At 56.0% G+C, this 25,691-nt stretch carries 26 protein-coding genes and 1 tRNA gene; 18 read left to right on the top strand and 9 right to left on the bottom strand.

What is annotated here, in order from left to right:
* Positions 1-30 precede the first annotated feature (30 nt).
* The 4 genes from BUB22_RS02950 (at position 31) to BUB22_RS02965 (ending at position 2,418) form a co-directional block, all read left to right on the top strand.
* Positions 31-102 (top strand) — tRNA-Gln (locus BUB22_RS02950).
* A 38-nt stretch (positions 103-140) separates the two neighbouring features.
* Positions 141-776, top strand: a complete 636-nt coding sequence (locus BUB22_RS02955) for a 50S ribosomal protein L25 (protein ID WP_073113858.1) — start codon at positions 141-143, stop codon at positions 774-776.
* Positions 777-841: 65 nt separating this feature from the next.
* The gene (locus BUB22_RS02960) at positions 842-1,261 is read left to right on the top strand and encodes a type I restriction enzyme HsdR N-terminal domain-containing protein (protein ID WP_073113859.1); all 420 of its coding nucleotides are present in this window, start codon (positions 842-844) and stop codon (positions 1,259-1,261) included.
* Between the two features lie 134 nt (positions 1,262-1,395).
* Entirely contained in the window at positions 1,396-2,418 is a 1,023-nt protein-coding gene (locus tag BUB22_RS02965) for a fibrobacter succinogenes major paralogous domain-containing protein (protein WP_139258683.1), read from the top strand.
* 65 nt (positions 2,419-2,483) lie between these two features.
* Here the strand turns inward: BUB22_RS02965 and serS are convergent, their stop codons facing one another.
* The 5 genes from serS to BUB22_RS02990 form a co-directional block, all read right to left on the bottom strand.
* Complete coding sequence (serS, locus tag BUB22_RS02970; RefSeq protein ID WP_073113861.1) at positions 2,484-3,770, bottom strand: serine--tRNA ligase; 1,287 nt, start codon at positions 3,768-3,770, stop codon at positions 2,484-2,486.
* A 68-nt stretch (positions 3,771-3,838) separates the two neighbouring features.
* Complete coding sequence (locus BUB22_RS02975) at positions 3,839-5,575, bottom strand: ABC transporter ATP-binding protein (protein ID WP_175547221.1); 1,737 nt, start codon at positions 5,573-5,575, stop codon at positions 3,839-3,841.
* The gene (locus BUB22_RS02980; protein WP_072812113.1) at positions 5,572-5,841 is read right to left on the bottom strand and encodes a PqqD family protein; all 270 of its coding nucleotides are present in this window, start codon (positions 5,839-5,841) and stop codon (positions 5,572-5,574) included. Before BUB22_RS02980 ends, BUB22_RS02975 begins: the two co-directional genes overlap by 4 nt.
* On the bottom strand, positions 5,838-6,287 hold the full coding sequence (locus BUB22_RS02985) for a S24/S26 family peptidase (RefSeq protein WP_073113863.1): 450 nt from the start codon (positions 6,285-6,287) through the stop codon (positions 5,838-5,840). The genes BUB22_RS02980 and BUB22_RS02985 overlap by 4 nt, the downstream gene beginning before the upstream one ends.
* On the bottom strand, positions 6,284-7,144 hold the full coding sequence (locus BUB22_RS02990; RefSeq protein WP_217650342.1) for a hypothetical protein: 861 nt from the start codon (positions 7,142-7,144) through the stop codon (positions 6,284-6,286). The genes BUB22_RS02985 and BUB22_RS02990 overlap by 4 nt, the downstream gene beginning before the upstream one ends.
* 67 nt (positions 7,145-7,211) lie before the next feature.
* Between BUB22_RS02990 and BUB22_RS02995 the strand changes: the two genes are divergently transcribed.
* Positions 7,212-7,733 carry an LptE family protein gene (locus BUB22_RS02995; RefSeq protein WP_073113865.1) on the top strand — a complete coding sequence of 174 codons (522 nt, stop codon included), beginning with the start codon at positions 7,212-7,214 and terminating at the stop codon, positions 7,731-7,733.
* Positions 7,734-8,030: 297 nt separating this feature from the next.
* Here the strand turns inward: BUB22_RS02995 and BUB22_RS03000 are convergent, their stop codons facing one another.
* Complete coding sequence (locus BUB22_RS03000) at positions 8,031-8,516, bottom strand: NUDIX hydrolase (RefSeq protein ID WP_073113866.1); 486 nt, start codon at positions 8,514-8,516, stop codon at positions 8,031-8,033.
* A complete protein-coding gene (locus tag BUB22_RS17215) occupies positions 8,513-10,636 on the bottom strand; it encodes a thrombospondin type 3 repeat-containing protein (protein WP_073113867.1) in 2,124 nt (707 codons plus the stop codon). Before BUB22_RS17215 ends, BUB22_RS03000 begins: the two co-directional genes overlap by 4 nt.
* A gap of 71 nt (positions 10,637-10,707) precedes the next feature.
* On the opposite strand from BUB22_RS17215, the gene BUB22_RS16560 reads away from it, so the two are divergent.
* From BUB22_RS16560 to BUB22_RS03010, 3 genes are all read left to right on the top strand, one after another.
* A complete protein-coding gene (locus BUB22_RS16560) occupies positions 10,708-10,866 on the top strand; it encodes a hypothetical protein (protein WP_175547222.1) in 159 nt (52 codons plus the stop codon).
* Positions 10,867-10,879: 13 nt separating this feature from the next.
* Positions 10,880-11,080, top strand: coding sequence for a hypothetical protein (locus BUB22_RS16225; protein WP_139258684.1), 201 nt, complete (start codon positions 10,880-10,882; stop codon positions 11,078-11,080).
* 119 nt (positions 11,081-11,199) lie between these two features.
* Entirely contained in the window at positions 11,200-13,374 is a 2,175-nt protein-coding gene (locus BUB22_RS03010) for a LysM peptidoglycan-binding domain-containing protein (RefSeq protein ID WP_254794609.1), read from the top strand.
* Between the two features lie 35 nt (positions 13,375-13,409).
* On the opposite strand, the gene BUB22_RS03015 is transcribed toward BUB22_RS03010, so the two are convergent.
* Complete coding sequence (locus BUB22_RS03015) at positions 13,410-14,189, bottom strand: hypothetical protein (protein WP_072812126.1); 780 nt, start codon at positions 14,187-14,189, stop codon at positions 13,410-13,412.
* A gap of 112 nt (positions 14,190-14,301) precedes the next feature.
* Here BUB22_RS03015 and BUB22_RS03020 point away from each other — a divergent pair, with 112 nt between their 5' ends.
* The 10 genes from BUB22_RS03020 to BUB22_RS03065 all read left to right on the top strand — a co-directional run bounded on the left by BUB22_RS03020 (position 14,302) and on the right by BUB22_RS03065 (position 24,033).
* Positions 14,302-15,075: an ankyrin repeat domain-containing protein gene (locus BUB22_RS03020; protein ID WP_072812128.1), complete on the top strand. Its 774-nt coding sequence runs from the start codon at positions 14,302-14,304 to the stop codon at positions 15,073-15,075.
* Positions 15,076-15,165: 90 nt separating this feature from the next.
* On the top strand, positions 15,166-15,957 hold the full coding sequence (locus tag BUB22_RS03025; protein WP_073113993.1) for a DUF3450 family protein: 792 nt from the start codon (positions 15,166-15,168) through the stop codon (positions 15,955-15,957).
* A complete protein-coding gene (locus tag BUB22_RS03030) occupies positions 15,954-17,531 on the top strand; it encodes a MotA/TolQ/ExbB proton channel family protein (protein ID WP_254794610.1) in 1,578 nt (525 codons plus the stop codon). The genes BUB22_RS03025 and BUB22_RS03030 overlap by 4 nt, the downstream gene beginning before the upstream one ends.
* A 12-nt stretch (positions 17,532-17,543) precedes the next feature.
* Positions 17,544-18,242 carry a MotA/TolQ/ExbB proton channel family protein gene (locus BUB22_RS03035; RefSeq protein ID WP_073113868.1) on the top strand — a complete coding sequence of 233 codons (699 nt, stop codon included), beginning with the start codon at positions 17,544-17,546 and terminating at the stop codon, positions 18,240-18,242.
* Positions 18,239-18,643 (top strand): ExbD/TolR family protein, encoded by a 405-nt coding sequence (locus BUB22_RS03040; protein ID WP_072812130.1) that lies wholly within the window; start codon positions 18,239-18,241, stop codon positions 18,641-18,643. Before BUB22_RS03035 ends, BUB22_RS03040 begins: the two co-directional genes overlap by 4 nt.
* Positions 18,643-19,284, top strand: a complete 642-nt coding sequence (locus BUB22_RS03045; RefSeq protein WP_072812132.1) for an energy transducer TonB — start codon at positions 18,643-18,645, stop codon at positions 19,282-19,284. Before BUB22_RS03040 ends, BUB22_RS03045 begins: the two co-directional genes overlap by 1 nt.
* A 31-nt stretch (positions 19,285-19,315) precedes the next feature.
* Positions 19,316-20,281 (top strand): tetratricopeptide repeat protein, encoded by a 966-nt coding sequence (locus BUB22_RS03050; protein WP_254794611.1) that lies wholly within the window; start codon positions 19,316-19,318, stop codon positions 20,279-20,281.
* Between the two features lie 21 nt (positions 20,282-20,302).
* The gene (locus tag BUB22_RS03055; RefSeq protein WP_073113870.1) at positions 20,303-21,610 is read left to right on the top strand and encodes an MFS transporter; all 1,308 of its coding nucleotides are present in this window, start codon (positions 20,303-20,305) and stop codon (positions 21,608-21,610) included.
* Between the two features lie 20 nt (positions 21,611-21,630).
* Positions 21,631-22,746: a hypothetical protein gene (locus BUB22_RS03060; RefSeq protein WP_073113871.1), complete on the top strand. Its 1,116-nt coding sequence runs from the start codon at positions 21,631-21,633 to the stop codon at positions 22,744-22,746.
* Between the two features lie 99 nt (positions 22,747-22,845).
* Positions 22,846-24,033: a hypothetical protein gene (locus BUB22_RS03065; RefSeq protein WP_073113872.1), complete on the top strand. Its 1,188-nt coding sequence runs from the start codon at positions 22,846-22,848 to the stop codon at positions 24,031-24,033.
* Positions 24,034-24,164: 131 nt separating this feature from the next.
* Here BUB22_RS03065 and leuB read toward each other — a convergent pair whose 3' ends face one another.
* Complete coding sequence (leuB, locus tag BUB22_RS03070; protein WP_073113873.1) at positions 24,165-25,256, bottom strand: 3-isopropylmalate dehydrogenase; 1,092 nt, start codon at positions 25,254-25,256, stop codon at positions 24,165-24,167.
* Between the last annotated feature and the right edge of the window lie 435 nt (positions 25,257-25,691).

A 25,691-nucleotide genomic window follows, 5' to 3' on the forward strand; every position in this document is an offset into this window, starting at 1 on the left:
TCAATAATTTTTTTATATTTGCGCCACCATTGGGGTATCGTCAAGTGGTAAGACAACGGATTTTGATTCCGTTATTCGTTGGTTCGAATCCAGCTACCCCAATGAACTTTTTAACATTCAAACTCAAATTGGAGTAAAAAATGGAACTCACAAAACTCGCAGCAACCTCGAGAGTGCTAGGCAAGAGCCGCGACTGCGCCCGTCTCCGCAAGGAAGGCAAGATTCCGGCCGTCTATTATGGTAAGGGTCAGGAGTCTGTGAATATCAGCGTCAGCGCTATTGATGTTCGCAAGGTTCTCGCCCCGGGCAAGCGTTACACCCTTCTCGACCTCGAGATCGACGGCAAGGCCGGCAATCCCGCTGTCATCTACAACTACCAGAAGGATGCCATCACGCAGGCGATTACCCACATCGACTTCATCAAGATCAGCGACGACTCCAAGATCAAGGTCCGCGTTCCGGTGAAGCTCACCGGCCTTCCGGTCGGCGTCAAGACTCAGGGTGGCGTGTTCTCTCAGGAATCCCGCTACATCTACCTCGCCGCCAAGCCGGGCTTTATCCCGACCGTTCTCGAAATGGACATCTCCGCTTTCGAAACGAACGTGACGTTCTACGCCAAGTCCTTCAAGCTTCCGGAAGGCTGCGAACTCGCCAGCCTCCCGCGCACGGTTATCTTCACGATTACCTCCAAGTCCAAGAAGAAGGACGAAGCTGCTGAAGCCGCTCCGGCTGCCGCCGCTGCTGCCGCTCCGGCCGCTGCTGAAGAAAAGAAGTAATTCTTGCTTCACAGACAGGAACTTTGGGAGAGCGCTTGCGCTCTCCCTTATTTATATTTATAGCCATGCAAAAAACGCTCTATGACCCGATACGCAAGAAGGATGTACCCGCGACTCCCGAAGAACACGTGCGGCAGGCAACTATACGCTTCTTGCTCGATGTGGTCAAGGTTCCCGAGCACGCCATCACGGTCGAGTTCCCGCTAGGGCTTGTAGACCCTAAATCCGACGAGCGTGCCGATATCGTGGTCAACAATTTCCGCGAGGGAGCGTCCATCGACAGGCCGTGGCTCATGGTGGAATGCAAGGCTCCGGGCGAATACACCTGGCCCGAGCTGCAGGTGCAGTTGAACCGCTACCTGAAGATTCTTACGCCGAAATACGTGATGCTTGCGCTGGGCGACGCTACACGTTATTTTGTTCTAGACCCCGTGGGCAAGACTTTTAAAAGCGTGAATTCTTTACCCGAATATTCCAATTCCTAGTAAAAAAAGCACCCCGATTTGCGCTTTTTTTACTTTTTAAGTGTGCGCTACGTCACAAAAATGGGTATATTTTTCGTGTGCAGGAAATAAAAAGAATAGTTTTGTTAGGATCGCTCCTCGCCATTGCCGGGGGTATGGTTTCCTGTGAGCAAAACGAGCCTGCAAAGCAGTCTGTAGCGCAATCGCAAACGGCTGCTACCGAAAACAAGACAGAAAAAAAGCTTGTTAAGCGGGAGATTCCTTCTCCGGTTCCGCTCGTATACCGCGACGAATCTGCGTTCCATCCTGCACTGGCAGATACCGCTGCAGCAAGTCAGGATAGTGTGGTTGTTCCAGAGTCTTCGGAAACGGTCGCGACTTCCTCGTCCATCGAATCTTCTTCGAGCGAGAAGGTCGTGGTGAAAAATTCCCCGCTTGTCGAATCGTCCTCGTCGTCTGCTCCGCCTACGCCGGTGTTTTGCGAGAACGCTCCCGAAGAAATGCTCTGCGACAAGCGTGATGGACATCTCTACAGGCTGGTGCACATCGGAAGCCAAACCTGGATGGGCCAGAACCTGAACTACGCCACGCACGGCAGTTACTGCTACGAAGACAAGCACGAGAACTGCAAGGTGTTCGGAAGGCTCTACACCTGGACTTCCGCGATGGCGCTCGACAAGTCTTACGCGACGGCGTCTGCAGCAGGCGTGATAGAAAAGGAACACAGGGGCGCATGCCCGGAAGGTTTCCACATGCCTAAGGATGCCGACTTCAACACGCTTGTCTCTTACATGAAGAACAACAACCGCTTCCCCAATGAACGGAGCGGAACAGCACTGAAGATGGCGTTCTCCTGGAAATACAGCGAGGAATGGCCTGCAGGCACGGACCGCTTCGGCTTTGGCGCGATGGCATCCGGTTTCCGCAATGCGCAGGGCGTGTTCAGGGAACTCGGGCACGACGCCGACTTCTGGGTTGCAGAAGAAAGCAACAATCCTTCACATGCACCGTACTGGAACCTCTATTACGATAACGACGAGTTCCTGGGCGACTACAGCAAGAAGAAAACGTACGCCTACTCGGTGCGCTGCCTCAAGAACAAGGCTGCTGACGACAAGCCGCATACAGAACCGAACCCGGAAGCAGAAAAAGCCCCGGAAGATTCCACGGCAGAATAGTTAAGAGTAAAAAAGAACCCCGCTTCATGAGAGGCGGGGAAATTTTATTGCACCGAAGGTGAGGACTACTTCTTGGGCTCGATCTTCTCGAGACCACCCATATACGGACGCAGCACTTCAGGAATCAAGAGCGAGCCGTCCTTCTGCTGGTAGTTGTCGCAGATGCCGACCATCACGCGCGGGGTGGCGAGGCCGGAACCGTTCAGCGTGTGCACGAAGGTGTTCTTGCCGTTAATCTTCGTCTTGATGTTGGCGCGGCGTGCCTGGTAGTCTTCGAAGTTACTGCAGGAGCTGACTTCGAGCCACTTCTTTTCCACCGGGGCGTAGACTTCCAGGTCGTAGCACTTGGCGGCACCGAAACCGAGGTCACCCTTGCAGAGGGCCAGACGGTGGTAGGGGAGGCCGAGCTTTTCCAGGAGCTTTTCACCGAAGCGGGTGAGTTCCTCGTGGTCCTCGTAGCTGTGTTCCGGATGGGCAAAGTAGACCATTTCCACCTTGTTGAACTGGTGCAGGCGGAGGAGTCCGCGGGTGTCCTTGCCGTAAGAACCGGCTTCACGGCGGAAGCAGGCGGAGTAGGCGCAGATGCGCTTCGGGAGTTCGGATTCCGGAATCACTTCACCGGCATAGAGGTTCGTGAGCGGCACTTCTGCGGTCGGGATGAGGAACAGGTCGTCGTCCTTGTCGCAGCGGTACATGTCTTCTTCGAACTTCGGGAGCTGGCCCGTGCCGCGCATGGTATTGCGGGTCACAAGGTACGGAGGCGTGAATTCCTCGAAGCCGTTCTTCTGGTGTTCGTCGAGGAAGAACTGGATGAGGGCGCGTTCCAGGCGGGAACCGAGACCGCGGTAGACCGGGAAACCGCTGCCGGAAATCTTGGCGCCACGTTCAAAGTCAAAGATGCCGAGGCGTTCGCCGAGGGTCTTGTGGTCCACACGGGCAAAGTCATCGTTCTTGGTGTAGTAGTCAAACGGAATCGGGCCGTCCTTCTCCACCACGTTGTCGCTAGAGTCCTTGCCTTCCGGGGAACGCGGGGCGATGTTCGGCACGTGCATGAGCATCTCGGTCTGCTTGTAGTCCAAATCCTTGAGCTTCTTGTCGAGTTCGTCAATCTTGTCGCCGAGTGCACGCATGGCGGCCACGGCCTCGTCGGCGTTCTCGCCCTTCTTCTTGAGGTCGCCAATCTTCTTGGATTCGGCGTTGCGTTCGCTCTTGAGGCGTTCCACTTCGGTGAGGAGCGGGCGGCGTTCGTTATCGATGGCAAGAACGTCCTTCAGGCTCACCGTGGTGTACTTCTTTTCGGTTTCAGCAATGTAGTATTCCGGATTTTCGCGGATTTTCTTGATGTCAAGCATTTTATGCCTCGGATGATAAAAATTTAACAGGGGTAAAGATAGAAAATTTACTGCGGGTAGCGGCTGTATCAAACCCGCACAATCTCGTCGCAGAGGGTGCAGATTGCGCTACGGTGGGTGATGAAGATCATCGTCTTTTCGGGGAAGGCGGCAAAGAGGCGCGTGTACAGTTCGCGTTCGGTTTCTTCGTCGAGCGACGCGCTGATTTCGTCAAGCAAGAGGATGCTGCCCGGGCGGAGCAACCCGCGGGCAATCGCGATACGCTGTGCCTGGCCCTCGCTGAGGCCCGCGCCCCGCTCGCCGATTTCGGTATCGAGCCCGCGGGGGAAATCTAGCACGAAGTCTGCACAGGCGGTATGCAAAGCCGCCCTGAGTTCCTCGTCGCTTGCGCTAGGCTTTGCAAGGAGCAGGTTGTACCGGATGGAGCCGCTCATGAGCGTGTTGCCCTGCGGGACATATACGAAATTCGCCCGCGTCGCCTTGCCTGCGGGGAACTCGTTGTTGCCAGCAGGGGGCGCTGTAGGCTTGTCGCCCGAGTTTGACTGCGCCGCATATACCGAGACGTGCCCGCCGGTAGGTTCGATAAACCCGAGCATGAGCCTGAAGAGGGTCGTCTTCCCGGCGCCGGTTTCGCCCAGGAGGGCTGTCTTTGTACCCGGTTTAAAATCGTGAGTAAAGTGCGATACAATTTCGCGGTCGCCCTTCGCGTACTTGAACGTGGCATCCTCGAACCGCACCCCGGCCGCGCCGTTTAATGCCGCACCGTTTAACAGAGAACCGTTTGATACAGCGTCGTTTGATTCCTCGCCGTTCGCCGCAGGCGCGTCGCTTACCGCAAGCGCGTTGCCAGCAACATCGTCGCCTGTACGGATTTCCTCGAGCCTGTCGATACTTGCGGTGGAGTGCACGACCTGCGGGGTCATGTTGAGTAGCGTAAGAATCGGCTGCTGGATTTGCCCCACCAGCTGCAGGAACGATGTCATGACGCCGAACGTGATTACGCCGTTTCTGAGCCCGATACCGCCCCACACGAATGCCATCAGGTAGCCGATGCCGAAGGCGCACCCGAGCATGAACCGCGTGACGGTCGAGAACTTTGTCCTGCGCTGCACGCCACTCTCGAGTTCGCTCTGCATGGTGCCGAGACGCTCCGTCATCCACTGTTCGCTCCCGAGAGAGCGCAGTACCGCATTGTGTTCCACGCCTTCCTGCACATGCATCTGGATATTGCTTTCCTTCTCGCGGATATCGTGCGTCATGTTCTTGAGGCGGTGGGCGATAAACTTCCCGATGACAATCGCGAACGGCGTGAATATCACGAGCGCCCAGGCGAGTCGCGCATCGAAGAACCGCATCAGCAGGAACGCGCCCAGCAACTGCAAGCCCGTAACGACCATCTGCGGGAGCGTGTCGGCAATGACCGTCGCTACGGAATCGATGTCCTTCGTGAGGCGCGAGGTTATGTCACCGGAATGGAAGTCGTGCTCGCTAAAGAGGTGCTTCGAGAAATACCTGCCGAAGAGGTCGAGCCGGAGCGCGTTAGACTTGCGCGTGACGGTGACCGTCGTCATGTAGTAGTAGACCTGGCGGAGCAGGATTCGCCCCACGACGGTAAGCACGAGGAATGCAATCATCCACGCGATTTCGCGCGATGTTCCCGTGCGTATGGTCTCGTCGATAAATTTCTTGGAGAGCCATACCATCAATAGCCCGAGCACCACCTGGACCGAACCGATCCCGATGCGTACCAGGGCGTTTAGCCGTGTACCGCGCGTGTTGCGCCATAGCCAGGCCGCGTATTTCATTCTACGACGCCGACCTTCTTCCATTCTTCGACGATGGCGGCGACATCCGTCTTGGCCTGTTCCGCACTCACGTCGTATTCTTCGCAAAGGGCCTCGACAAGAGAATCGACGCTGAATTCGCCCGCGGCGTCTGCCTTTTTCCAAAGGAATACTGCCGTCTCGTTGAGGCACAGGAGCCGCCCGAAATCGAGAGCGCCGATACCTTCGCCCATAATCACCTGTTCGCCGCACACGTCGCGCAGCACGAATCCGCTTTTCAGTTTCATAATGCCTTTACCTTTTCTAAAATTCTATAACACAATAGTAACCATTTCCGCGCGGGCCTGAGCCTGCACCAGAGCGATGCGCGTCGCCTCGATTGTCTTGAAACGAGCGAGCGGCGTTTACCCTTGCTGTTCACGGCATAAGTGGCCTGCGCCTTGATATCCGTAACCTTGCAATGTTCAACCCCGTAGAGGTTTCCATCGCCCATGAGAATCACGCTTTCGCCGTCGATTTTCAATATGCGGTGTATGACGTAGCGGTTGCCTTCGACAAATGCAAGCACGATATCGCCGACCTGCGGGGCAATCGCCTTTTCCAGGACGACGCTTTCACGGCCACCCACGATAAACGGGAGCATGCTCCTGCCGTTCACGGGGAAGGTGACCGGGATTCCTTCCGCTACAAGCCGGATGGCTTCCGCGAGAATTTCGTCGTCCGAAACGTTCATGCTTCCTGTACCCTTATGGCGTTGTAGCTGGTATTGGCCGCATCCGCGTCGGGAAGGCATTCCAGGTACCAGGTAGGCACCCTCATCGCAAGTGCATTTTCGGTTTCGTGAAGCCCGTCGGCGATTTGCTTGTCCCAGCGCTTGCCGGAGATGCTCGGCACGAGGGCTGCATAAGCCTCTATCCCGCGTAACCGCTCAATCTTGTTGTAGGGAGCCTGGCTCAAGAGCACGATGCCCCCGAGGGCGCAAGAATCGTTCTTATAGCAGGGCGTCTTGCCGCTCCAGGGCGAACCGAACACGCGGATTTCGTTATCGAATACGCGTACCACCGGGTTGTCGTCGTTCAGGAGCACCGAACCTTCGATGTTTTCGAGCCAGAGACGCGCGTGCGTGCTCTTTCCCGTGCCGCTCTTGCCGAGGAACATGTACCCGTAGCCTTCATGCTTTATTACGGCCGAATGGAATAGAGCCGTCTTGTGGCGGGCCGTCGCAAGGGCGTAGAAAACCATCAGAGAGTTGTTTATCGAAAATTTCTGGGCGAATTCGGTGAGATAGAGCGTTCCCCGCCGGTATTCTCCTTCGCAAACAAGCGTCCCGCAAATCCTGTTCTGCAGCCTGAATTCAAATACGGCGTCGTTGCCCTGCGTGTGCCCGCAGATAATCTGCTGGCCTTCCTCGTCCTGCCTGGTCTCTTCGGTAAATGCGGGGGAGTCGCCCTTCTCGATTTTCAGGGAAAACAGCGCGGATTCGTCGCCTGCATAGGCGAACGGCGCGTAGTTGTCGAGCAGCGGGGCAATTTCGAGCCCGGATTCCAGAGTGAAAACGTGCCCTGCGACCTTGTATGAATAACATGCCATTTTCAGTGAAGCCTTTTCTTTTTAATATAAAAATGTTTTTGCCTGCAAAATATGCTACATTTGCAATATGTTCTTGTTCAACGGAAAGGTCTTTACCCGGTTGCTTGCATGTGTTAGCCTGAGCCTGCTTACGCTTGTTTTTTCGGGCTGCTACAGCTTTACGGCAAGTACGCTCCCGAGCCACATCAAGACGGTGCAGATTCACGATGTCGAAGACAAGGCCCTCGACCCGGTGCTGGCAAATGACCTGCACACGGCGGTTGTCGACATGTTCAAGAAGAACGCTGGCGGCATCCGCCTCGTGAACGAGGAGGCGAATGCCGATTTCGAGATTACGCTCCTGAGTTATGCGAACAAGCCCGAGAACTACAACAGCAACAGCGACGTGGAAACGTACCGCGTGACCATCCGCGTGAGCGTGAAGTTCTACGACAACGTGAAGGAACGCATTATCTACGAGAACAAGTCGCTCTCTGCCGACGGCGTGTACGATATCCAGAAGAACGAATCCGAAGAAAGGCACGGCCAGGCCCGCGCCATCGAGAAGCTGCAGGACCTGATTATCGCAAACGCGCTAGCCAAGTGGTAGTGCTCGCTTCTTATAAATACAAAAGCAAATACTCGCACGAAGTGATTGTGTGAGCGTGTGGGAACTCCTTCCCGCAGTTTAATATCAGAATTGATTTTCGTAGAATCCCGAAGGGACTAACAGTCACAAGGGATTCTGCAGAACCCGTCTTTTCTCAAATATCCTGCGATAAACTATTTCCGTCCGGAACAAATATCGTGGTCTTTGCGTAGAGGGGCACTTTTGCAAAGCGAACACTGGAACGAAGTGATTGTGTGAGCGTGCGAAGTGCTCCTTGAAGCAAACATTATAAACTGGTTAAATAAAATCCTTGACGAATACAGGCTTCTCGTTCAACAGGGCCTCGGTAAGCGTCGATCCCGCATACGTCAATTTTAACGAGAAGAACGGCTCGCCCCGTTCCAGCAGGGCGAGGAATATGAGGTCGCCGTCCCAGTGGGGGAGGCGAATCACGTCTTCCTTGGGCACCCACTCGAGAGTCCCCTCGTCGCATTCCTTGATTGTACCCGCAAATTCGGTTGCGGTGAACAGGTGCATGAATTCCGTTTCCTGCATGCCGTCGCTGATGAATGTCACGATACCGCGGTAGCGCGGGTGCACAAGAGTAAGTCCGGTTTCTTCCATGACCTCGCGTCGGATGCAGTCCTCGGGCGATTCCTTTTCCTCGAACTTGCCGCCGATTCCAATCCACTTGTCCTTGTTGATATCGTTCTTCTTCTTGACGCGGTGGAGCAGCAGGTACTTGCCGTCTTGCTCAATATAGCAGAGGGTCGTGTTTATCATTTCTGTTCTTCTTCGGCGTACATTATGGGGATGAGCCGCACGCCGCTCCTGTTCCAGTTCTTGAATTCTTCGCCTTGCGGGAGTTTCGCCCCGAACCCTTGCGCGTGGATGCGCTTCTTGTCGATTCCCTTCTCGATGAGGTAATCGGCAATCGCCTGCGCCTGCAGGTTCGAGACCTCTTCTCCCGCGGGGGTGCTGCACTGTATTTCGAGGTCGAACACGAACTTGCGCATCAGGTAGATAACATCGTTCAGTGCGGTGTAGCTCGAGTTCAGCAGCGTTTCGGAATTGTTCTTGAACTTCACGAGCGCGGCGATGGAGTTCAGGTTGTTCTTCGAGTTCAGCGGGCATCCGTCACGCCCGACAATCACGTTCGGGAACGTTCCCGGGCATTTGTCCATGTAGTCGTACACCTCATCGTTGTCCGAGTCAATCGGGCATCCGACAGAATCCACGGGAGCGTGTGCGGGCGAGTTCGGGCACTCGTCGAGCGCGTCAGGCACGCCGTCCTCGTCGTGGTCGCGCGGGCATCCGTTCTCGTCTACCGGGAATCCTCTAGGGGTGTCGAGGCACTTGTCCCTGCTGTCAGCGACGCCGTCGCGGTCGTTGTCGGCGGGGCAGCCGTCCTCGTCCACAGTTTCACCCTCGACGCTGTTCGGGCACATGTCGATATCGTTGGGAACGCCGTCATGGTCAAAATCGAGCGGGCATCCACGAAGGTCGACTGAGTATCCGCGCGGGGTATGCGGGCACTCGTCGCGGTCGTTCAATACGCCATCGTGGTCATCGTCGAGCGGGCAGCCGTCCTCGTCCACCTTGTCCCTCGAAAGCGAGTTCGGGCACTTGTCATGGTTGTCGTCCACGCCGTCGCCATCGCTGTCGCGCATACATCCTGTGCTATCGACAGCCGTACCCTTGGGCGTCGCCTGGCACTGGTCCAGATAGTCCGGTACGCCGTCACCGTCATTATCTACGGGGCATCCGAAATAGTCTACGGTTACGCCGCGCGGGGTCTCGGGGCAGTTGTCGAATATGTTGAGCACGCCATCCTGGTCGTTATCCACAGGGCAACCCCTGCTGTTGACCGCGACCCCCAGTTCGGTGTTCGGGCACAGGTCATGGCGGTCAATCACACCGTCATTGTCGGCATCCTTGCGGCTAAAGTCAAGCGTCTTGGTGACGGCGAGGACCATCGCGAACTCGGGCGTACCGCGAATGTTGTACTTGAGCGTCTTGTCTTCGTACCGCCGGTTTACCTCTATGCTGTTGTCGAGGTTCGCCTTGCGCACGAAGTCGAAACCCACGTCCATGCCGAGCATCAGGTTGAGCATATCGGGCAAATGAATCTTCACCGCGGGCGTCACGCGGAACACGTCGTTCATGAGTTCCTTGACGGGATTGTCGCGGAACAGCGATGTTTCTGCAGTCATCTCGAGCACGCCCGAAACCATCTTCTTCGGGAATATCTCGAACCCGGAACCCCAGACCACGGTGTAGTTCTTTGCGTTCAGCACGTGGAAGTAGCCCGCATAGCTGTTCCAGTAGACGTAGTCGAAGATGTTTACCGAAACGATTCCTTCTATGAACAAGCCCCACTTGCCTGCCGTGTAGGCGTACGAATTGTTGTTGTTGTATATGAACCACTGGTGCCTGGGCCGAAACCCGATGGATTTAGCGCCCGTGGGGAGCGTGAGGGCGCTTACGAACGCGAGATTGACCGGAACGCCCGGAATGGGGTAGGAATACTTGATTCCCGCATACAGGTCGCCTGCGCCGAAACCGTCAAGTTCCGTACCGTCGATGGTGCCCTCGTAGTAGAGGGGGAGCATGAGCGAGAGTTCCAGGTTGTCAGTCGCACCGAACCCGAGCGTAAGCGAGCCGCCCGAGGAGGGCGTGTTCTTGTCGAGCGGGTTGATGTCGGAGCCGTCGTCGATTGTGTAGCCGTTCATGGCGAGCGCATGCCCGTCGCTTATAGCCTCGTAACTGCCCGAAATAAAGAAATAACCCTGGCTCAAGGTGTTCGCGGTAGGCACGCGGACGCCCTCCATATCCTGCCCGATGCCAATTTGGGCGTACAGGATTTGGGCTATAAACAGCAGTGAGAGCAGGATTTTCTTCATAATCCTCAAAAAATTTAACTTTTTTTGATTTTTCTTGTTGCTTTTTCAAGTTTATGTATATATTTGCCTCCGTGAGTCTCGCGTCCAGACAAAAACAGAATCTTCCCGCGTGGCATAGGAAGGCACAGAAGGCTTATCGCGTGAATCGCGTGATAATCATTCTCCAGATGGTTGCCGCCCTTGTGATGTGCGGGGTTATCCTGTATGGCATGGCGCGCGTGTTAAACTGAAACAAGAGGTATTATGTTACAGTTCGCCTATCATTGTGGTCGCCGCCCTAAAGGTGATGGTTTTGATGCCCCGATGCCCTTCTCCAACGAAGAAGAAGAGGAAGAAATCGAGGAAGAGGAAGAAGTCGACGAGGAAGTGGACTTCGACCAGCCTTCCTTCAAGCGCGACCAGATCTGGTCCGATTACGCCGAAGACCTGGACTACGACCAGTGATCCGCTGGTGCTGGCCTGTTGGCTATCTTTTAGCCGTATTCGCTACATCCGTCCTGTTAGCCTGTGCTCCAAACCAGGCCGATAGCGGTTTGGCCGACGTGCAGGTGCAAGAAGCGCCTGTGAGCGATACGCTGTCTTTTGCCGAATGGTCGCTCCGGTTCAAGGTTTCCGATTCGCTTGCCATGCGCCCCTCGTGGGAAAACTACCAGTACGCATTGCAGGCGATGGACAACCAGGAATGGAACCAGGCTCGCCGTTACCTGAACCGCTCTCTCCGCAATCTTGTTACTGAACATTTCGATTCTACTTACGCGAATGTGAGCCCTAAGGAGGATTCCCTCTACAGGCTCAAGATGTCCGTGCTATTGGTGCGTGCGCTCGACGAAGTTTACCCCAACGAGGTGACGGGTGCCGACGAAGGCCCGCTCGACGGCATATTCCAGGACGAAAGCGTCCTTGCCGACAGCGCCTCCCTCACGAGCCTCGAGTACCAGCTCGATTCCCTCGACGTGAACGAGTTTACGCTCCCCATCAAGTTCAACGAGCGCGTGCTGCAGGAGGTATTCTACCTCACCTCAAAGGCAAAAAGCTTTACCGAAGGGTCGCTCAGCCGCAAGACCGCCTACGATTCGCTTGTCTACGCGAAGCTCGCCGAGCACAACATGCCCCGCGACCTCATATTCCTTTCCCTCGTGGAATCCGGCTTCAAGGTGAAGGCCTACAGCCGCGCGAAGGCTTCGGGCCTGTGGCAGTTTATCCCCGAGACGGGCAAGCGCTACGGCCTGAGCGTTGACTACTGGGTGGACATGCGCCGCAACCCGGAACTTGCTACCGAGGCCGCGCTCAACTACCTCTCTTACCTCTACAATGAATTTGGCGACTGGCTCTTGGCCATGGCTGCCTACAACTGCGGTGAAGGCCGTATCCGTCGCGAAATCCGCGAATGGAAGGCAGATTCCACTCACGATACCACGCAGGCCGTGACCTACTGGGATTTGGAACTCCCGAAGGAGACGATGCACTACGTTCCGCGTATCCTCGCGGCGATGGTCATCGGTCATTACCCGGAACAGTACGATATCAACGTGAAGCAGACGTTCCGCCCGCAGTTCGATACCGTGACGGTGTTCGACTCCTTCTCGCTCGAAGAAGTGGCGAAACTCCTGAAGGTCCCCGAAGATACTCTCCGCACGCTCAACATGGAACTCGTGATGTGGTGTACGCCGCCCAACGTGGATTCTTACCTGCTGCGCCTGCCGTTCGGCACCCGCTCTGCTTTTGTCGAGGGCTATGACCGCATGCAGAAGAACTCGTTCTCCAGCTGGCACCACCACAGGGTCAAGAAGGGCGAGAACCTGGGGGCGATTGCCAAGCAGTACGGCATTACCGTCACGGAACTCAAGCTCGCGAACAACCTCAAGAACGACCGCGTGCGCCAGGGCAAGACACTCCTGATTCCTATCAAGGTGAGCCCGAAGAAGTCATCGGGCAAGAAGCCCATGAAGGTGCGCACCTACGTGGTGGAACTGAGCGACAACCTCGCATCTATCGCCCGCCAGTTCGGCGTCTCGCAGGAATCCCTGCGCATTTGGAACCAGATGGAACCGAGCGCGGTCGTAAAGCCCGGCGATACAATTTTCGTGTCTAAGCCCGAGCTCAAGCCCGCAGACGAAGTGAAGAAGATTACCCTCAAGAAGGGGGAACGCTACGTGGTGGGGGCGGGTGATACCTACGCGAATATTGCCGAGGCACTCTCCATACCGACGCGCCTTTTGATGGAAGCGAACAGCGGGTTTATCCGCAGGCTTACCATCGGAGATTCACTCGTAATTCCGGCCTACACGCCGCCCAAGAAGCCCGCAAAGCCCGAACCGAAGGCCGATAGCAAGAAGGCTAACGAGAAGGCGGAAAAGGCGAAGAAGACATCCGAGAAGGTCGCTCCCACGAAGGGCAATACCTACGTGGTGGAATCGGGCGACAATCTCTACTACATCTCGAAGAAGTTCTCCTGCACGGTCGATGACCTGATGGCTTGGAACGGGCTAACCAACTCGAATATCCATCCGGGCGATACGCTCGTGGTTCGTGGCGCGAAGGGGGCTGCAAAACCTGCCTCGAAGGAGAATTCCGGCGCACAGGCCGAAAAATTCATCACCTACACGGTGAAGCAGGGCGATTCCTTGTTCGACATAGCCAAGAGCTACAAGACGACCAAGGAAGACATAATGAAGTGGAACGGGCTCAAGGACACAAAGATCAAGCCCGGCGATAAACTCAAGATTAAAAAGCCTTAAATTTGCGTGGGCGCCTAAACGGCGCCTTAAATTATTTAGAACAAATCTATTGTCGCGCTTACGTAGGGCTGGAGGAAGGCGTCGAAGTCAAGCATGAACTCCTCGTTTTCCTTCTTGTCCGAAATGGGCTGCTCGTAGTAGGTGTGGAAGTATTCGTGCGTATTGCGAATGCCGCCGGCGAGCGTGAAGGCATGGAACGCGACGCGCAGGCCCGCACCGTAGGTGTAGCCCCAAATAGCGGGAGCTAAGTACTTGGAATCGTTCTGGAAGAACGTCTTGCCGGTAATGCCGCCCACGAAACCGTAGAGCTTGCACATGAACTGGTAGTTGTAGCTGCTGTACAGCGGAACGCCGAAATCCACGCCAATCTGCGCGAGCGCGATGTGAATCTTGTGATGGCCCTCGATGTCGTCCTTCTCGACGGGCACGTTCCAGCCGTCATATTCGATTTCCATCGCTTCCTGTACCGCGTAGGCTTCCTTGAGGTTTCTGTCCTTGTAAGAAACACCCAGGAACTGGTAGGCGAGAATGGCATAGATGCCGACGTAGTTGTTGAAGGGGAGGATACCCGTACCGCCGAAGGTGAACGTGTTGTTGACCTCGATATTGTACTTGCGGCCGTAAACCGTGTAGTCCCAGTTCACGTTGTCCATCTTGATGTTCGTGAATTCGATGTAGGGGCCGATAGCGAAGCGTTCCTCGTATTCGTTGATGTCGCTCTTATTGTCGGCGGCCATGGAATTGTCGATAAAGACGGTGTCGGCGTTGCAAATCGCGGCTGCGCCGAGTGCTAAGGCAAAGAAAAATTTACTCATGAGTGGAAATTTAAAAAAATTTGGAAAAAAATTTTTTTTTGTGAATAAATTGGCTAAAAAAAGTGTAATTTTAGAGGTATAAGAACAAAAACACCTTTTTTGGAGTAAAAAAATGAAGAAAACCCTTCTTGGACTCTGCGGTCTCGGTCTTGCATTTTCCCTTGTCGCCTGCGGTGACGACGTAAACTTTAAGGATCCGGCCTCCGTGCAGGCCTTCCTCGCCAAAGCCGACCCCCAGGGCGTCCGCAAGGCTCTCGAAAACAACCACATCGCTTTCAATGCAAACAACTTCATCAATTACGCATTCAACAGCGATACGCTCATGATGACCGTGTTCCTGAAGGCCTCCTTCGAAATCGACGCCATTGCCGACAACGGTAACAACGCCGTGGCCATTGCCGCAAACAAGGGCAACATGATGGTGCTGAACTACCTCTTCAACAACGGCGCAAAGGCGAACGTCAAGAACAGCAACGGTGAAGCCGTGCTCGACAACGCCGTGATGATGGGCAACGCCGATGTGGTGAAGCTTCTCATTGACCAGCTCAAGAAGGAAGGCGCAGACCCGGCAAGCCTCGGCACTGCAGTGCTTATCGCCGCCAAGACAGGCAAGGTCGACATGCTCCAGGTGCTCGCCGATGCAGGCGCTCCGCTCGAGAACCGTGGCCCGGATGGCTACCTCCCGATTCACTGGACCGTGAAGAACGGCAACTACGACGCCATGATGTTCCTCATCGACAAGAAGGTGGACGTGAACGCCAAGTGCGACCAGGGCTACTCCGTACTCGACTGGGCCACGAACGAAGGCTACACCCGCCTGATTAAGGCCCTGAAGAAGGCCGGCGCAAAGAACACCGCTCAGTACTTCAAGGATTCCAAGAAGTAATCTGCGACACGGTTCCTAATCCGTTTTCTCATCCCCGCCATTATGCGGGGATCTTTGTTTTTTAGGGGCACTTTTTTGTATTTTTCGCATATGAATTTTACATTCTCGAAACTACTCGTATGTATCGGGCTTGTCGCCGTAATGGCTGGCGCCCAGGAAACGGTGGAAAGCGTACGCCGCCAGATAAAGGCGGTCGAGGCAGAAACCGCCCGCGAAAAGAACATGCACGACGCCGAAAAGAAGCGCCATGCGGAATTTGTCGAAGTCGGGCGCAAGAAGGTGCAGGCGCTCTCGAGCCAGAACAAGACGCTCAAGGCCGAAATCGATTCCCTGAAGGCGGAACTCGGGCACATTGCCGAGGTACGCCAGAAGACGATGGGTACCATCCGCTGGTACGAAAGCCGCAAGGCGAAGTACAACGAATCGTTCGCGAAGGTTATCGATTCCCTGGTACCCGTTTTCGAGTCGGACTTCCCCTACAGGAACGAGGAAACGGTAAAGAGCGTCAGGGAAATTGCGGACCAGCTCCACAAGGGTGTTATAGAGGCGGACGATGCCCTGAACCGCACGCTTGAGGTGTTTTACGACCGCATCCGCCTGGGCTACACGACCGAGGTCTACAAGGGCTTTTTGCAGGTGGATGCCCGCAGCGTCCCGGGGACGTACCTGCGTTACGGTGCCGTTGCCTCCGTATTCGTGAGCAACGACGGCAACGACGTGCTTTGGCTTTCGAGGACTCCCGATGGCGGTTACGCCTGGAAGAACGTGTCCGACGACCTCGCGATGCGTACCGTGTTGAAGGACGTGATGAAGGTCGCCGAAGGGAAGACCGCTCCGAGGCTCGTGACCATACCGGTCGCCTTCCCGAAGGAGGGTGAATGATGAAATTCGGAATTCGGAATTCGGAATTAGGAATTGGCCTCAATCGTCATCCTGAGCGAAGCGCGAAGCGCGGAGTCGAAGGATCCAGTGCACGTTTCTTCATACCTCTTGTTGTAGCAGCATTCGCAATTCTCGCTCCTGCAGCCAATGCTCAGCAGCCTTCCGACATCGATGCGGTAAAGAAGCGCGCAGAACTCAACAGCGCGAAGGCCGACCTGGAAGAAGCCCGCAAAAAACGCGACATGGCAGTTGCCGCCCGCTGGAAGGACCGCGAGACGGCAAACCAGGAACGCGAGATGTTCAACGACAAGTACCAGGAAAGCAAGGAGAAGGTCGATGCCCTGATGTCGGAACGTGCCCGCCTGTTCGAGGACGTGCGCGTGGCCCGCGAGGACCTGGCCCAGGTGAAGCTCCAGGCCGAAAAAGCACGTGCCGAATTCCTGTCCTTGGCTGCCGGTCCGGAACGCCTTGAGACGCTCGCGAAGTTCCAGGAACAGGGCGTGCCTTTCAAGATGGCGGAACGCGTGGAAGTGCAGAACAAGGTGAAGAAAGAGATGGGCCTCTACAAGGACGACCCGCTCCGCATTGCGAAGGGCGTGCTCGACGCGGCCCGCGCCGAGATGGCCTTTACCCGCGAGACAAGCGTTGAGAAGGCAGAACTCGTGTTTGGCTCTGCCGTCGCGCAGGGCGACCGCATGCGCCTCGGCGGGCTGTATGCCGTGCAGATGGCGAACGTCGCCGACATTCACGGCCTGCACGCGGCGGCAATGATGCTCCCCGTTGCGGGCGAAAAGAAGCGCGCCTACAGCTGGCAAGAAAACCTCGCTCCCGAAGCGAAGAAGAATATCGCGACCGTGTTTGCGAACGTGAACGATTCCGCGTTCGTGATGGTGCCGGTCGACGTGCTCCTGAGTACGGAACTTTCGTCTGAACTCGCGAACCACCAGGAAACCACCTGGAAGGACAAGCTCAGGCAGTTCTTCAAGGACGGCGGCATTATCATGTACCCGATTGTTGCGCTGTTTGCCATCGGCCTGCTCATCGCTCTCTGGCGCTTTGTATGGCTCATGGTGAGGGGCTTCGGCGGTATCGCGAACAGGCGCGTGCTGAAGGCACTCAAGGCGGGCGACATCGATACGGCACGCTCGCTTGCGGCAAAGACGCACGGCGAAGTGGGGAAGGTGCTGCGTACCGTGCTTTCCAAGAACTACGCCGGCCGCGAAGGTGCCGAAAAGGCGCTCGAGGAACTCTTCTCCGCCGATGTCCCGAAGCTGGAATCCGGGCTCACTTGGATTTCCGTGATTGCGGCGACCGCCCCGCTGCTTGGGCTCCTGGGTACCGTGATGGGTATGATTGAACTCTTCGACGTGATTACGATGCACGGTACATCCGACCCGAAGCTTTTGGCGGGGGGCATTTCCATCGCCCTCGTGACTACGGAAGCGGGCCTGATTGCGGCGATTCCCTTGCAACTGATTCACACCTTCCTCGTGAACCGCGCCGACGCCGTTCGCAGCCGTATGGAAAGTGCCGGGCTCGCCGTGCTGAATGCGCTCTGGATCAAAGAAAAGTAAGCGGGAATCCCTGTGGAAACCGTAAGCGAAATATCTGTAATCGAAGCCGCCATGGCCGTGCTCTTCCGCGGAGGATGGGTGCTTGCGCCCATATTCGTTATCGGGTGGTTCGGCTGGTTCTTGATGCTTGAACGCTACGGCTATTACTTCATGCTCAAGGGCGGCAGCGTGAACGGCGTGTTCGGCGGGTTCTGGAACAACCTGAAAAAGAAGGGCGAGGATGTCGCGTTCGCTAAACTTGCCCGCAGGCCCTACGGCTACTTTTACGCGCTTGCATGCGACGTGCGCGACCACCGTGCAGAAGGCCCCGTTGCCGTGCGTAACGCGATGGAAGAGACGCGCCACCGCATATCCGTGAACCTCTCGCGCTCGCTCAAGACGATTTCTACATGCGCGGCACTGGCCCCGATGCTCGGCCTGCTCGGTACGGTCTCGGGCATGGCGCACACCTTCGATACCATCAAGCTTTTCGGGTTCGGAAACCCGACACTCCTGGCCGACGGCATCTCCGAAGCCATGCTTACCACGCAGGCGGGCCTGCTCGTGGCGTTCCCGCTGATGCTTGCCTACAACTTCCTCTCGGGCTGTGTCGAGAAGGTCGAAAAGCAGGCGTGGAGCGAAGCGCTCAAGTACGAATCCTTTGTGTTTGAAAATGGCGCGGCAGGGCCGGCCGATTCCGTCGCGGATAGTTCCGCGGAGGAGGAAAAATGAGTTTCATACGTAAACGTTCTAGCGATTCCGGCAAGATAGACATTTCCCCGATGCTCGACATCGTGTTCATCTTGCTCATCTTCTTCGTGGTGACGTCGACCTTCACGCGCGAAACCGGCGTGGACGTGACGAAGCCGAAGGCAAGCTCCGCGAAGGAACTCGCGAAGGAAAGCATATTGATTGGCGTGACGCGCCAGGGGACAATCCACATCAACGAGACACAGGTGAACCTCTCTACCCTGAATACAGTATTGCGCCAGATGATGGCCGAAGCGCCCGACCGCCCCGTGATTATCGTGAGCGACCGCGACGCCCCCAACGGCGTGGTGGTGGACATTCTCGACGAATGCAATTTGGCTAAAGTCCGCAAGGTTTCCATTTCCGCGAACAAAGAGGAATAGTGCTCGACTTTCTCGCTAAATATTTCCGGTTCCCGGTGGCATTCGTGCTCTCCTTTGCGGTGAGCGCGGTGTTCTTCCTTGCCGTGCCGGTGCTGAACGCGCTGTTCTTCGACAGGGGCGTAAAGACGGAGAAGGAACTCGACACCGTGACGGAAGTCGAGGTGCTCGTGAGCGAGAAAAAGCCCGAGGTGAAGCAAAAGGTTATACGCACTATCGTGAACCCGAATCCGTTCAAGATTTCCTCGAACATGGGTGTAAGCCGCAGCCAGAATTTCCAGATGGATTTGTCGCTTGCTCGCGGAGCCGCAGGAGACGGCGTGGCCGTGGGTACGGGCTCGATGGAGAACGTGGTGTACGAGGCGGGTGAAGTGGACGAACAGGCCCAGGTTCTTAAGGAAGTTCAGCCGAAGTTCCCCGAACGCGCAAAGAAACTCGGCATTTCAGGCTACGTGAAGGTGATGGTTGTCATCGACGTGTATGGCGACGTGGCGCAGGCGAACGTGATGAGCCTCGACCCGCCGGGTTACGGCTTCGAGAACGAGGCCCTGAAGGCAGTTCGCCAGTGGAAATTCAGTCCCGCTCAGCTTGGCGGATATCCCGTGGCACAGAAGGCCACAAAGGAGTTCCGCTTTGTCAAGTAATTTAAAACGTCATTGCGAGCCTCGTAGAGGCGTGGCAATCTCGCTCCTGATTCTGCTTCTTACCGCGTTCTCCTGGGCTGCCGAAGATTACTTCTTCAAGGCGAACGAGCTTTACGACCAGGGAAAATACAAGGAAGCGGTGCCGCTCTACCGCGCGGCGATTGACGAGGGCCGATACGAGCCTTTCGCATGGTTCAACTTGGGCAACGCACTGGTGCAGCTCGACCGCAAGCAGGTCGCGATGGTCGCCTACAAGCGCACCGTAGAACTCCTGCCGAATTTCGAGAAGGCGTGGATGCTGCTCGGCGATCTCTACTATCTCGCAGATTCGCCGGGCGATGCGATTGCGGCATACCGTCGCGCCATAGAACTCGGGGTGGAATCGGACCACGTGCACTTTGCGCTTGCGGAATGTTACCTGAAGGGCCGCGACTGGACGCTCGCGCAGAAGAACTTCGAGCGGGCGCTGCAGCTGAACCCCGACCGCATGGATGCCTGGTACGGGCTTGCCGAAGTCTACGAGAAGTTGGGCGACTACGAGTACGCCATCAAGACCTTGCAGAATGCGCTCCAGATGACAGCTACCGCGGGTGCCGACGTGCATTTCACGCTTGCCTATTATTACCGCAGCATGGATTCCACGCGCCAGTCCCTGAACGAGATGGAAAACGGCCTGCTGATGGACCCCGAAAACGTTTCGGCCCGCCGCTACCTCGCGCAGATGTATGTGCAGAACAATTCCCCGTGGATGGCAATCTTCACACTGGAAGAAGGCCTGCGGCACAACAAGGGCAAGGGCGACCTCAACCTGGATTTGGGGCAGATCTACTTCAACCAGAAGCGCTACGACGAAGCGTTCGAATGCTACATGAAGGCCTGGCTTGCGGGCAGTTCGCAGGGCCGCATCGGTGCCGAGAACGTGGGCCACGTGTTCTCGAACGCGGGCGATACCGAGAAGGCCGAAAACCTATACAAGCGAATTCGGGAAAAGAAGTAGAATGGATTCGTGGTGTAGCGCTTGTTTCTCCTGATTGTCATATATGTGGCCTTTATCGGCCTCGGGCTTCCGGATACGGTTTTAGGGGCGGCCTGGCCGCTGATGCAGCGCGACCTGCATGCCACGCTTTCGGCTGCGGGCCTCCTCTCAATTATCGTGAGCGCGGGTACGATTGTTTCTAGCCTCCTCACGCCAAAACTCCTGCGCCAGTTCGGTACGGGCAAACTCGTCTTCGTGAGTATCGCGCTGACGGCTGTCGCATCCGCAGGGTACGGCTTTTCGCCTGCGTTCTGGATGATGTGCCTGTTTGCAATCCCGATGGGAATTGGTGCGGGGGCAATCGACGTCGCGATGAACAACTTTGCGGCAATCCATCTGGAATCGAAACACACGAACTGGCTGCATGCGAGCTGGGGAATCGGCGCGTGCCTTGGCCCCGCGCTGCTTGCGGGTTCAGCCTTCTTCGGGTTCGGCTGGCGCGGCGCTTACGAACTGGTGGCATTGTTGCTCGGCGTCATCGCGGTCATGATGCTTGTTTCGCTCCCGCTTTGGAAGCGGAGGGAGCGAGGCGATTCCCGCCTGCAACAAAAATCCAGTATTCCCGATATCTCATTGCGGGCCGCCTTGCGCGTCCCAGGAATGAAACTCTCGTTCCTGACGTTCTTCTTCTATTCGTCGCTTGAGATATCGACGAGCCTCTGGTGCGGTACGTACCTGGTAGCCCGCGGTTTCGAACCCGAGGTGGGCGCGCTCGCCGTTTCGCTCATGTTCGCTTCCGTAATGGTAGGGCGCATCCTCAGCGGTATTTTCGCCATCCGGTTTACCGACATGCGCCTTGTGCATGCGGGTATCGCGATTGTCGTTGTCGGCTGCCTTGTCCTCGTATTCCCGCTCCCGCCGTGGGTCACGCCGGTTTGCATCTGCCTGCTTGGTTTCGGGTGCGCTCCCGTTTACCCGTCGCTTATCCATGCCACTCCTGCGCGGTTCGGTGAAGAACTTTCGGGGCGTGCCATCAGCATACAGATGGCGGGTTCGTATCTGGGTTCCATCATGATGCCGCCAGCATTCGGGTTTGTTGCGAGCCATTTTTCGGTGATTGTATGGCCTGTGGCTCTTGCCTTTTTTGTGGGTTCGCTTCTGCTGTGTGTGTGCCTGCTCGATTACGTGACGCGCAAGAGGCTCAATAAGGCATTCGCTGTCGAACGCTTCATGGATGTTCTGCAGCAGGTGAAGTTGATGGATGAGCGGCGCCGTAGTGCACGCCGCGAACGCCGCAGGCTCCGCCGAAAACAAAAGCGTGCTAAGCTCGCGAAGGCCCGCATGCGGTAAATGTTTCTACATTTGTAATCATGGCAAAGAAGAAAAAAGTTTGGAAATCGAATAGCGGAGCTGCCGCATTCCGCGGTAAGGAAGACCGCATTCGCGAGACGCTCACGCAGATTATTAGCGGGCAGAGCCGCTTGTTGCACCGCCCGGACGAACTATACGAATTTATCGCGCAGACTATTGACGATATCGAGGATTTCAAGGATGTTCGCCTGCAGCTTGAACTGCTCGCGTGGACGCTCCGTACGGACTTTCTCTCGTTCAAGGCCGACGACGAGGAACGTGACGACTGGGAAAGCCTCTTCTACGACGCGGGAACCTTCTTCGTGGAACTTGCAAGCCAGTACGATGACAAGGACTACATTGCCGACCTGATTCACGACCTGGCGCTCCGTCACGTGGGTGGGGAAGGCCGCTCGGTCCTATTCCTCTCGCTCAACGAGGTTTTGCCCGACGAACGCGCTAAGGCTCTTGTTGACGAGCTTATCGCGACGGTCTCAGAAGTGGAAATGCAGAACCGCGAGGACGTTCTCGACGCCCTGACTGACATGGCAGATGCTCTCGGCGACTACGAACGCTATACGAAGGCTGCCCTCCTGAAGGACCCGGACAAGAGCAACGCGACGCTTATCGATATCGCGAACGAGTGCTTTGTCGCGGGCAACATCGAGCTTGCCAAGCAGTGGCTCGGCGACGTGCGCGACCCCGGTTCCGAAGACGAGGAAGCCTATCTCGACCTCATGGCGGCAATTGCCGACAAGGAAGGCCGCAAGTCCGACTGTGTCAAGATTGCAATGCGCCTGTACGAAAGTTACCCGAAAGTCATCAATCTCGCGCGCCTCTGCCAGCAGGTCGACGAGAAGCAGGCCGATACGCTCCTCAGGGAACATTCCAGTTTCCGCAGTGGCGGGAACATCGACATGGAATTTATGCAACTCCTGGCTGGAATGAAGCGTTACGGCATTCTCGAGCAGTACATCGACATGTACGAGAAGGACTTGCCCGCACAGGATGCAGAAATCCTGAAAGGCATCTCCGACGAACTCGAGAAGGACGGCCAGAAGGCACTTGCGGACCACATTCGCGAATGGACCGTCGAGGAGCCCGAAGAGGCTCAGGCATTCGACGACCGCGACTAATACGTTGTCCTTACATACAACGGAATTTTACCTCCGGAGGCACTGTTTCTCCGGATTTTTTTTTACATTTTACCCGTCCTTCTTTTAAAAGGAGAAAATATGAATATCTCGAAATTTGGTTTTGGTCTTTCTCTTGCTACCGCTATCGGTCTTGTCGCCTGTGGTGACGATTCCAGCAGTTTTTCGCCTGCATCGAACGACGACCCGGATACGACGCTCTCTTCCAGCAGCGAAGGTACCGGCGCTCCGGACTCCAGCGATGACAACGGCACTTCTTCCAGTTCCAGCAATGGCGGCAGTTCCAGCCCCGCAGAGTCCAGCGCTTCTGTCGAAGAGGCGGAACCCTGCTCTTTTGCCGCAACGGACAATGCCTGGGCAATTTCTTACAAGGGGAACGATGGCGACAACAACGCGAACATCAGGACCGTCTTTGAAATCCAGGGCGAAGACCTTATCATCCGTGACTCCGTACGCTTTACGGGCCAGACGGCAAATATCTACTGCCGCCTGATGAGCATGAACGACTCTACCGCGACGCACCCCAAGTCCATGGACGGAAAGCTTGCCGGCGAAGAGACCTGCGAAGGCGGAAGCACTGCAGTGCTCGTTTCTACCCGTACGGAGAAGGGTTACTTCGCAAGCAACGCCCGCGAAACTGTGCATGCATCCGTGCTGAAGGCCTGCCAGGCTGCCGTGAACGGCACCGCGTTCGAAGTGTTCCCGCTCCAGACAACTTCGAACTGCAACTTCGCCATCGATGATCCCGAATGGACTTACTCCTACCTCGACGAGAACTGGCGCGGTACTGACAGCGTCATCGTGAAGTATGTCGTGGCGTACGATTCTGCGGAAGGCGAAATCATGAGCCACAAGTACGAAATCCAGCCGATGCCTTATGTGGAATGCATGACCAAGAAGTTCTCGAATATCGGTACGACCAACTTCTGCACCATGGAAGGCTATGTCAACGCTTCTGCTTCGGGCACGCTCTCCAAGCCGAGGGAAGATGTCTTCAAGAGCGAGCAGAACTACTGCAAGGAAAAGGTTCCTGCTGAAGTCGAACCGGAAAGTTCCAGTTCCGCTGATGTCGAAGAAACCTCTTCGTCTAGCGAGGGAACCGCTTCTTCGAGCAGTGTCACGACTCCTGCGGGCGACATGGTCTCCTGCGACATCCCGGGCGTCATGGGTGAATGCCTTGAATTCCCTGCCGGAAGCGAAGAAGCCACTGGACTGACAGCTCAGTGTGAATCCGTACTCGAAGGCACCCTCGGTACCGGCTGTAATTAAGTTTCAAAGTCGTCCTCGCGCTTCAACGTCATCCTCGCGTAGGCGAGGATCTTACAAGAAAAGCCCCCTTTCGGGGGCCATTTCTGTACGCAAAAAAGATTCCCGGCCGTAGCCGGGAATGACAATGTTGGTTAAGCGAGGGCCTTGATAATCGCGTCGCCCATGCCGGTCGTGCCGACCTTGGTGCAGCCTTCCTGGTAGATGTCGCCAGTGCGGAAGCCCTGGGCAATCACCTTTTCGCAGGCAGCTTCGATAGCCTTGGCCGCTTCTTCTTCCTTGAAGGTGTAGCGGAGCATCAATGCCACGGAGAGGATCTGGGCCAGCGGGTTTGCGATACCCTTGCCTGCGATATCCGGAGCGGAACCACCTGCCGGTTCGTAGAGGCCGAAAGAACCTTCGGCGATAGAAGCGGACGGGAGGAGACCCATGGAACCGGTGAGCATGGCACATTCGTCGGTGAGGATGTCGCCGAAGAGGTTCGGGCAGAGCAGCACGTCGAATTCACGCGGGCGCTTGAGGAGCTGCATGGCGGCGTTGTCCACGTAGAGGTGTTCGAGAGTCAGTTCCGGATAGTCCTTGATGACTTCGTTCACGACTTCGCGCCAGAGCACGCTCGTGGTGAGCACGTTGGCCTTGTCGATGCTGGCAACCTTCTTGTTACGGAGCATGGCGGCGTCAAAGGCGAAGCGGGCGATGCGTTCGACTTCGTAGCGGCTGTACTTCATGGTATCGAAACCGATTTCTTCCTTGGAGCCCGGAACGCCTTCGCGGCCCTTCGGCTGGCCAAAGTAAACGTCACCCGTCAGTTCGCGGACGGTGAGGATGTTGAAACCGTCACCCACGATGTCGGCACGGAGCGGGCAAGCGCCTGCGAGTTCCTTATAGACGCGGGCCGGGCGGAGGTTGCAGAAAAGCTTGAAGTGCTTACGGAGCGGCAGAAGTGCGCCGCGTTCCGGCTGCAGGTTCGGGGGGAGGTGTTCCCACTTCGGGCCACCCACGGAACCGAAAAGAATACAGTCAGAAGCTTCGCCCAGCTTGAGGGTGCTTTCCGGCAGCGGGGAACCGCTTTCGTCATAGGCGGCACCACCGACGTTTGCCCATTCGGCGTTCACGTCGAAGCCGAACTTCTTGGAAACCACGTCCAGCACGCGGACAGCTTCTTTCATGACTTCAGGGCCGATACCGTCGCCCGGAAGCACTGCAATCTTGTAATTCTTGCTCATTGTTAATCCTTGGTTTATAATTTGAACGGCTCAAATTTAGTAAAATTATGGGTGAAGGGCACTTTTTTGCGGGTGATGTATGCTTTATAGAGTTCTGATTCTTTTGATTTTGGCGGTTTTGGCTGGGTGTCACCCAAAGCCAAAGTGCTCTCCTTCAGGATGGTGCCCTAATGAAGTGAGTCCCGGAATCTCGGTACAACAGTATCACAACAGTTTGGAATATTGCTCTTCTTGGATTAATTCGCACTCTAACAGAGCCGATTTTATTGACACTATACCCCGCAAAGCGTTACTGTACAAGGCGTGTTCGACGAGTGTAGAAGGAGAGAACCTGTGGTATCCCTGCGATTTAGACACCTCATTACTTGTTCGAATTCTTAAAAATTTTAATTCTCGTGATTCTGTAAAAGATTTGGAAACAAGGGTGAATCATAT

The organism is Fibrobacter sp. UWCM, from assembly GCF_900129735.1.
GTDB lineage: Bacteria > Fibrobacterota > Fibrobacteria > Fibrobacterales > Fibrobacteraceae > Fibrobacter.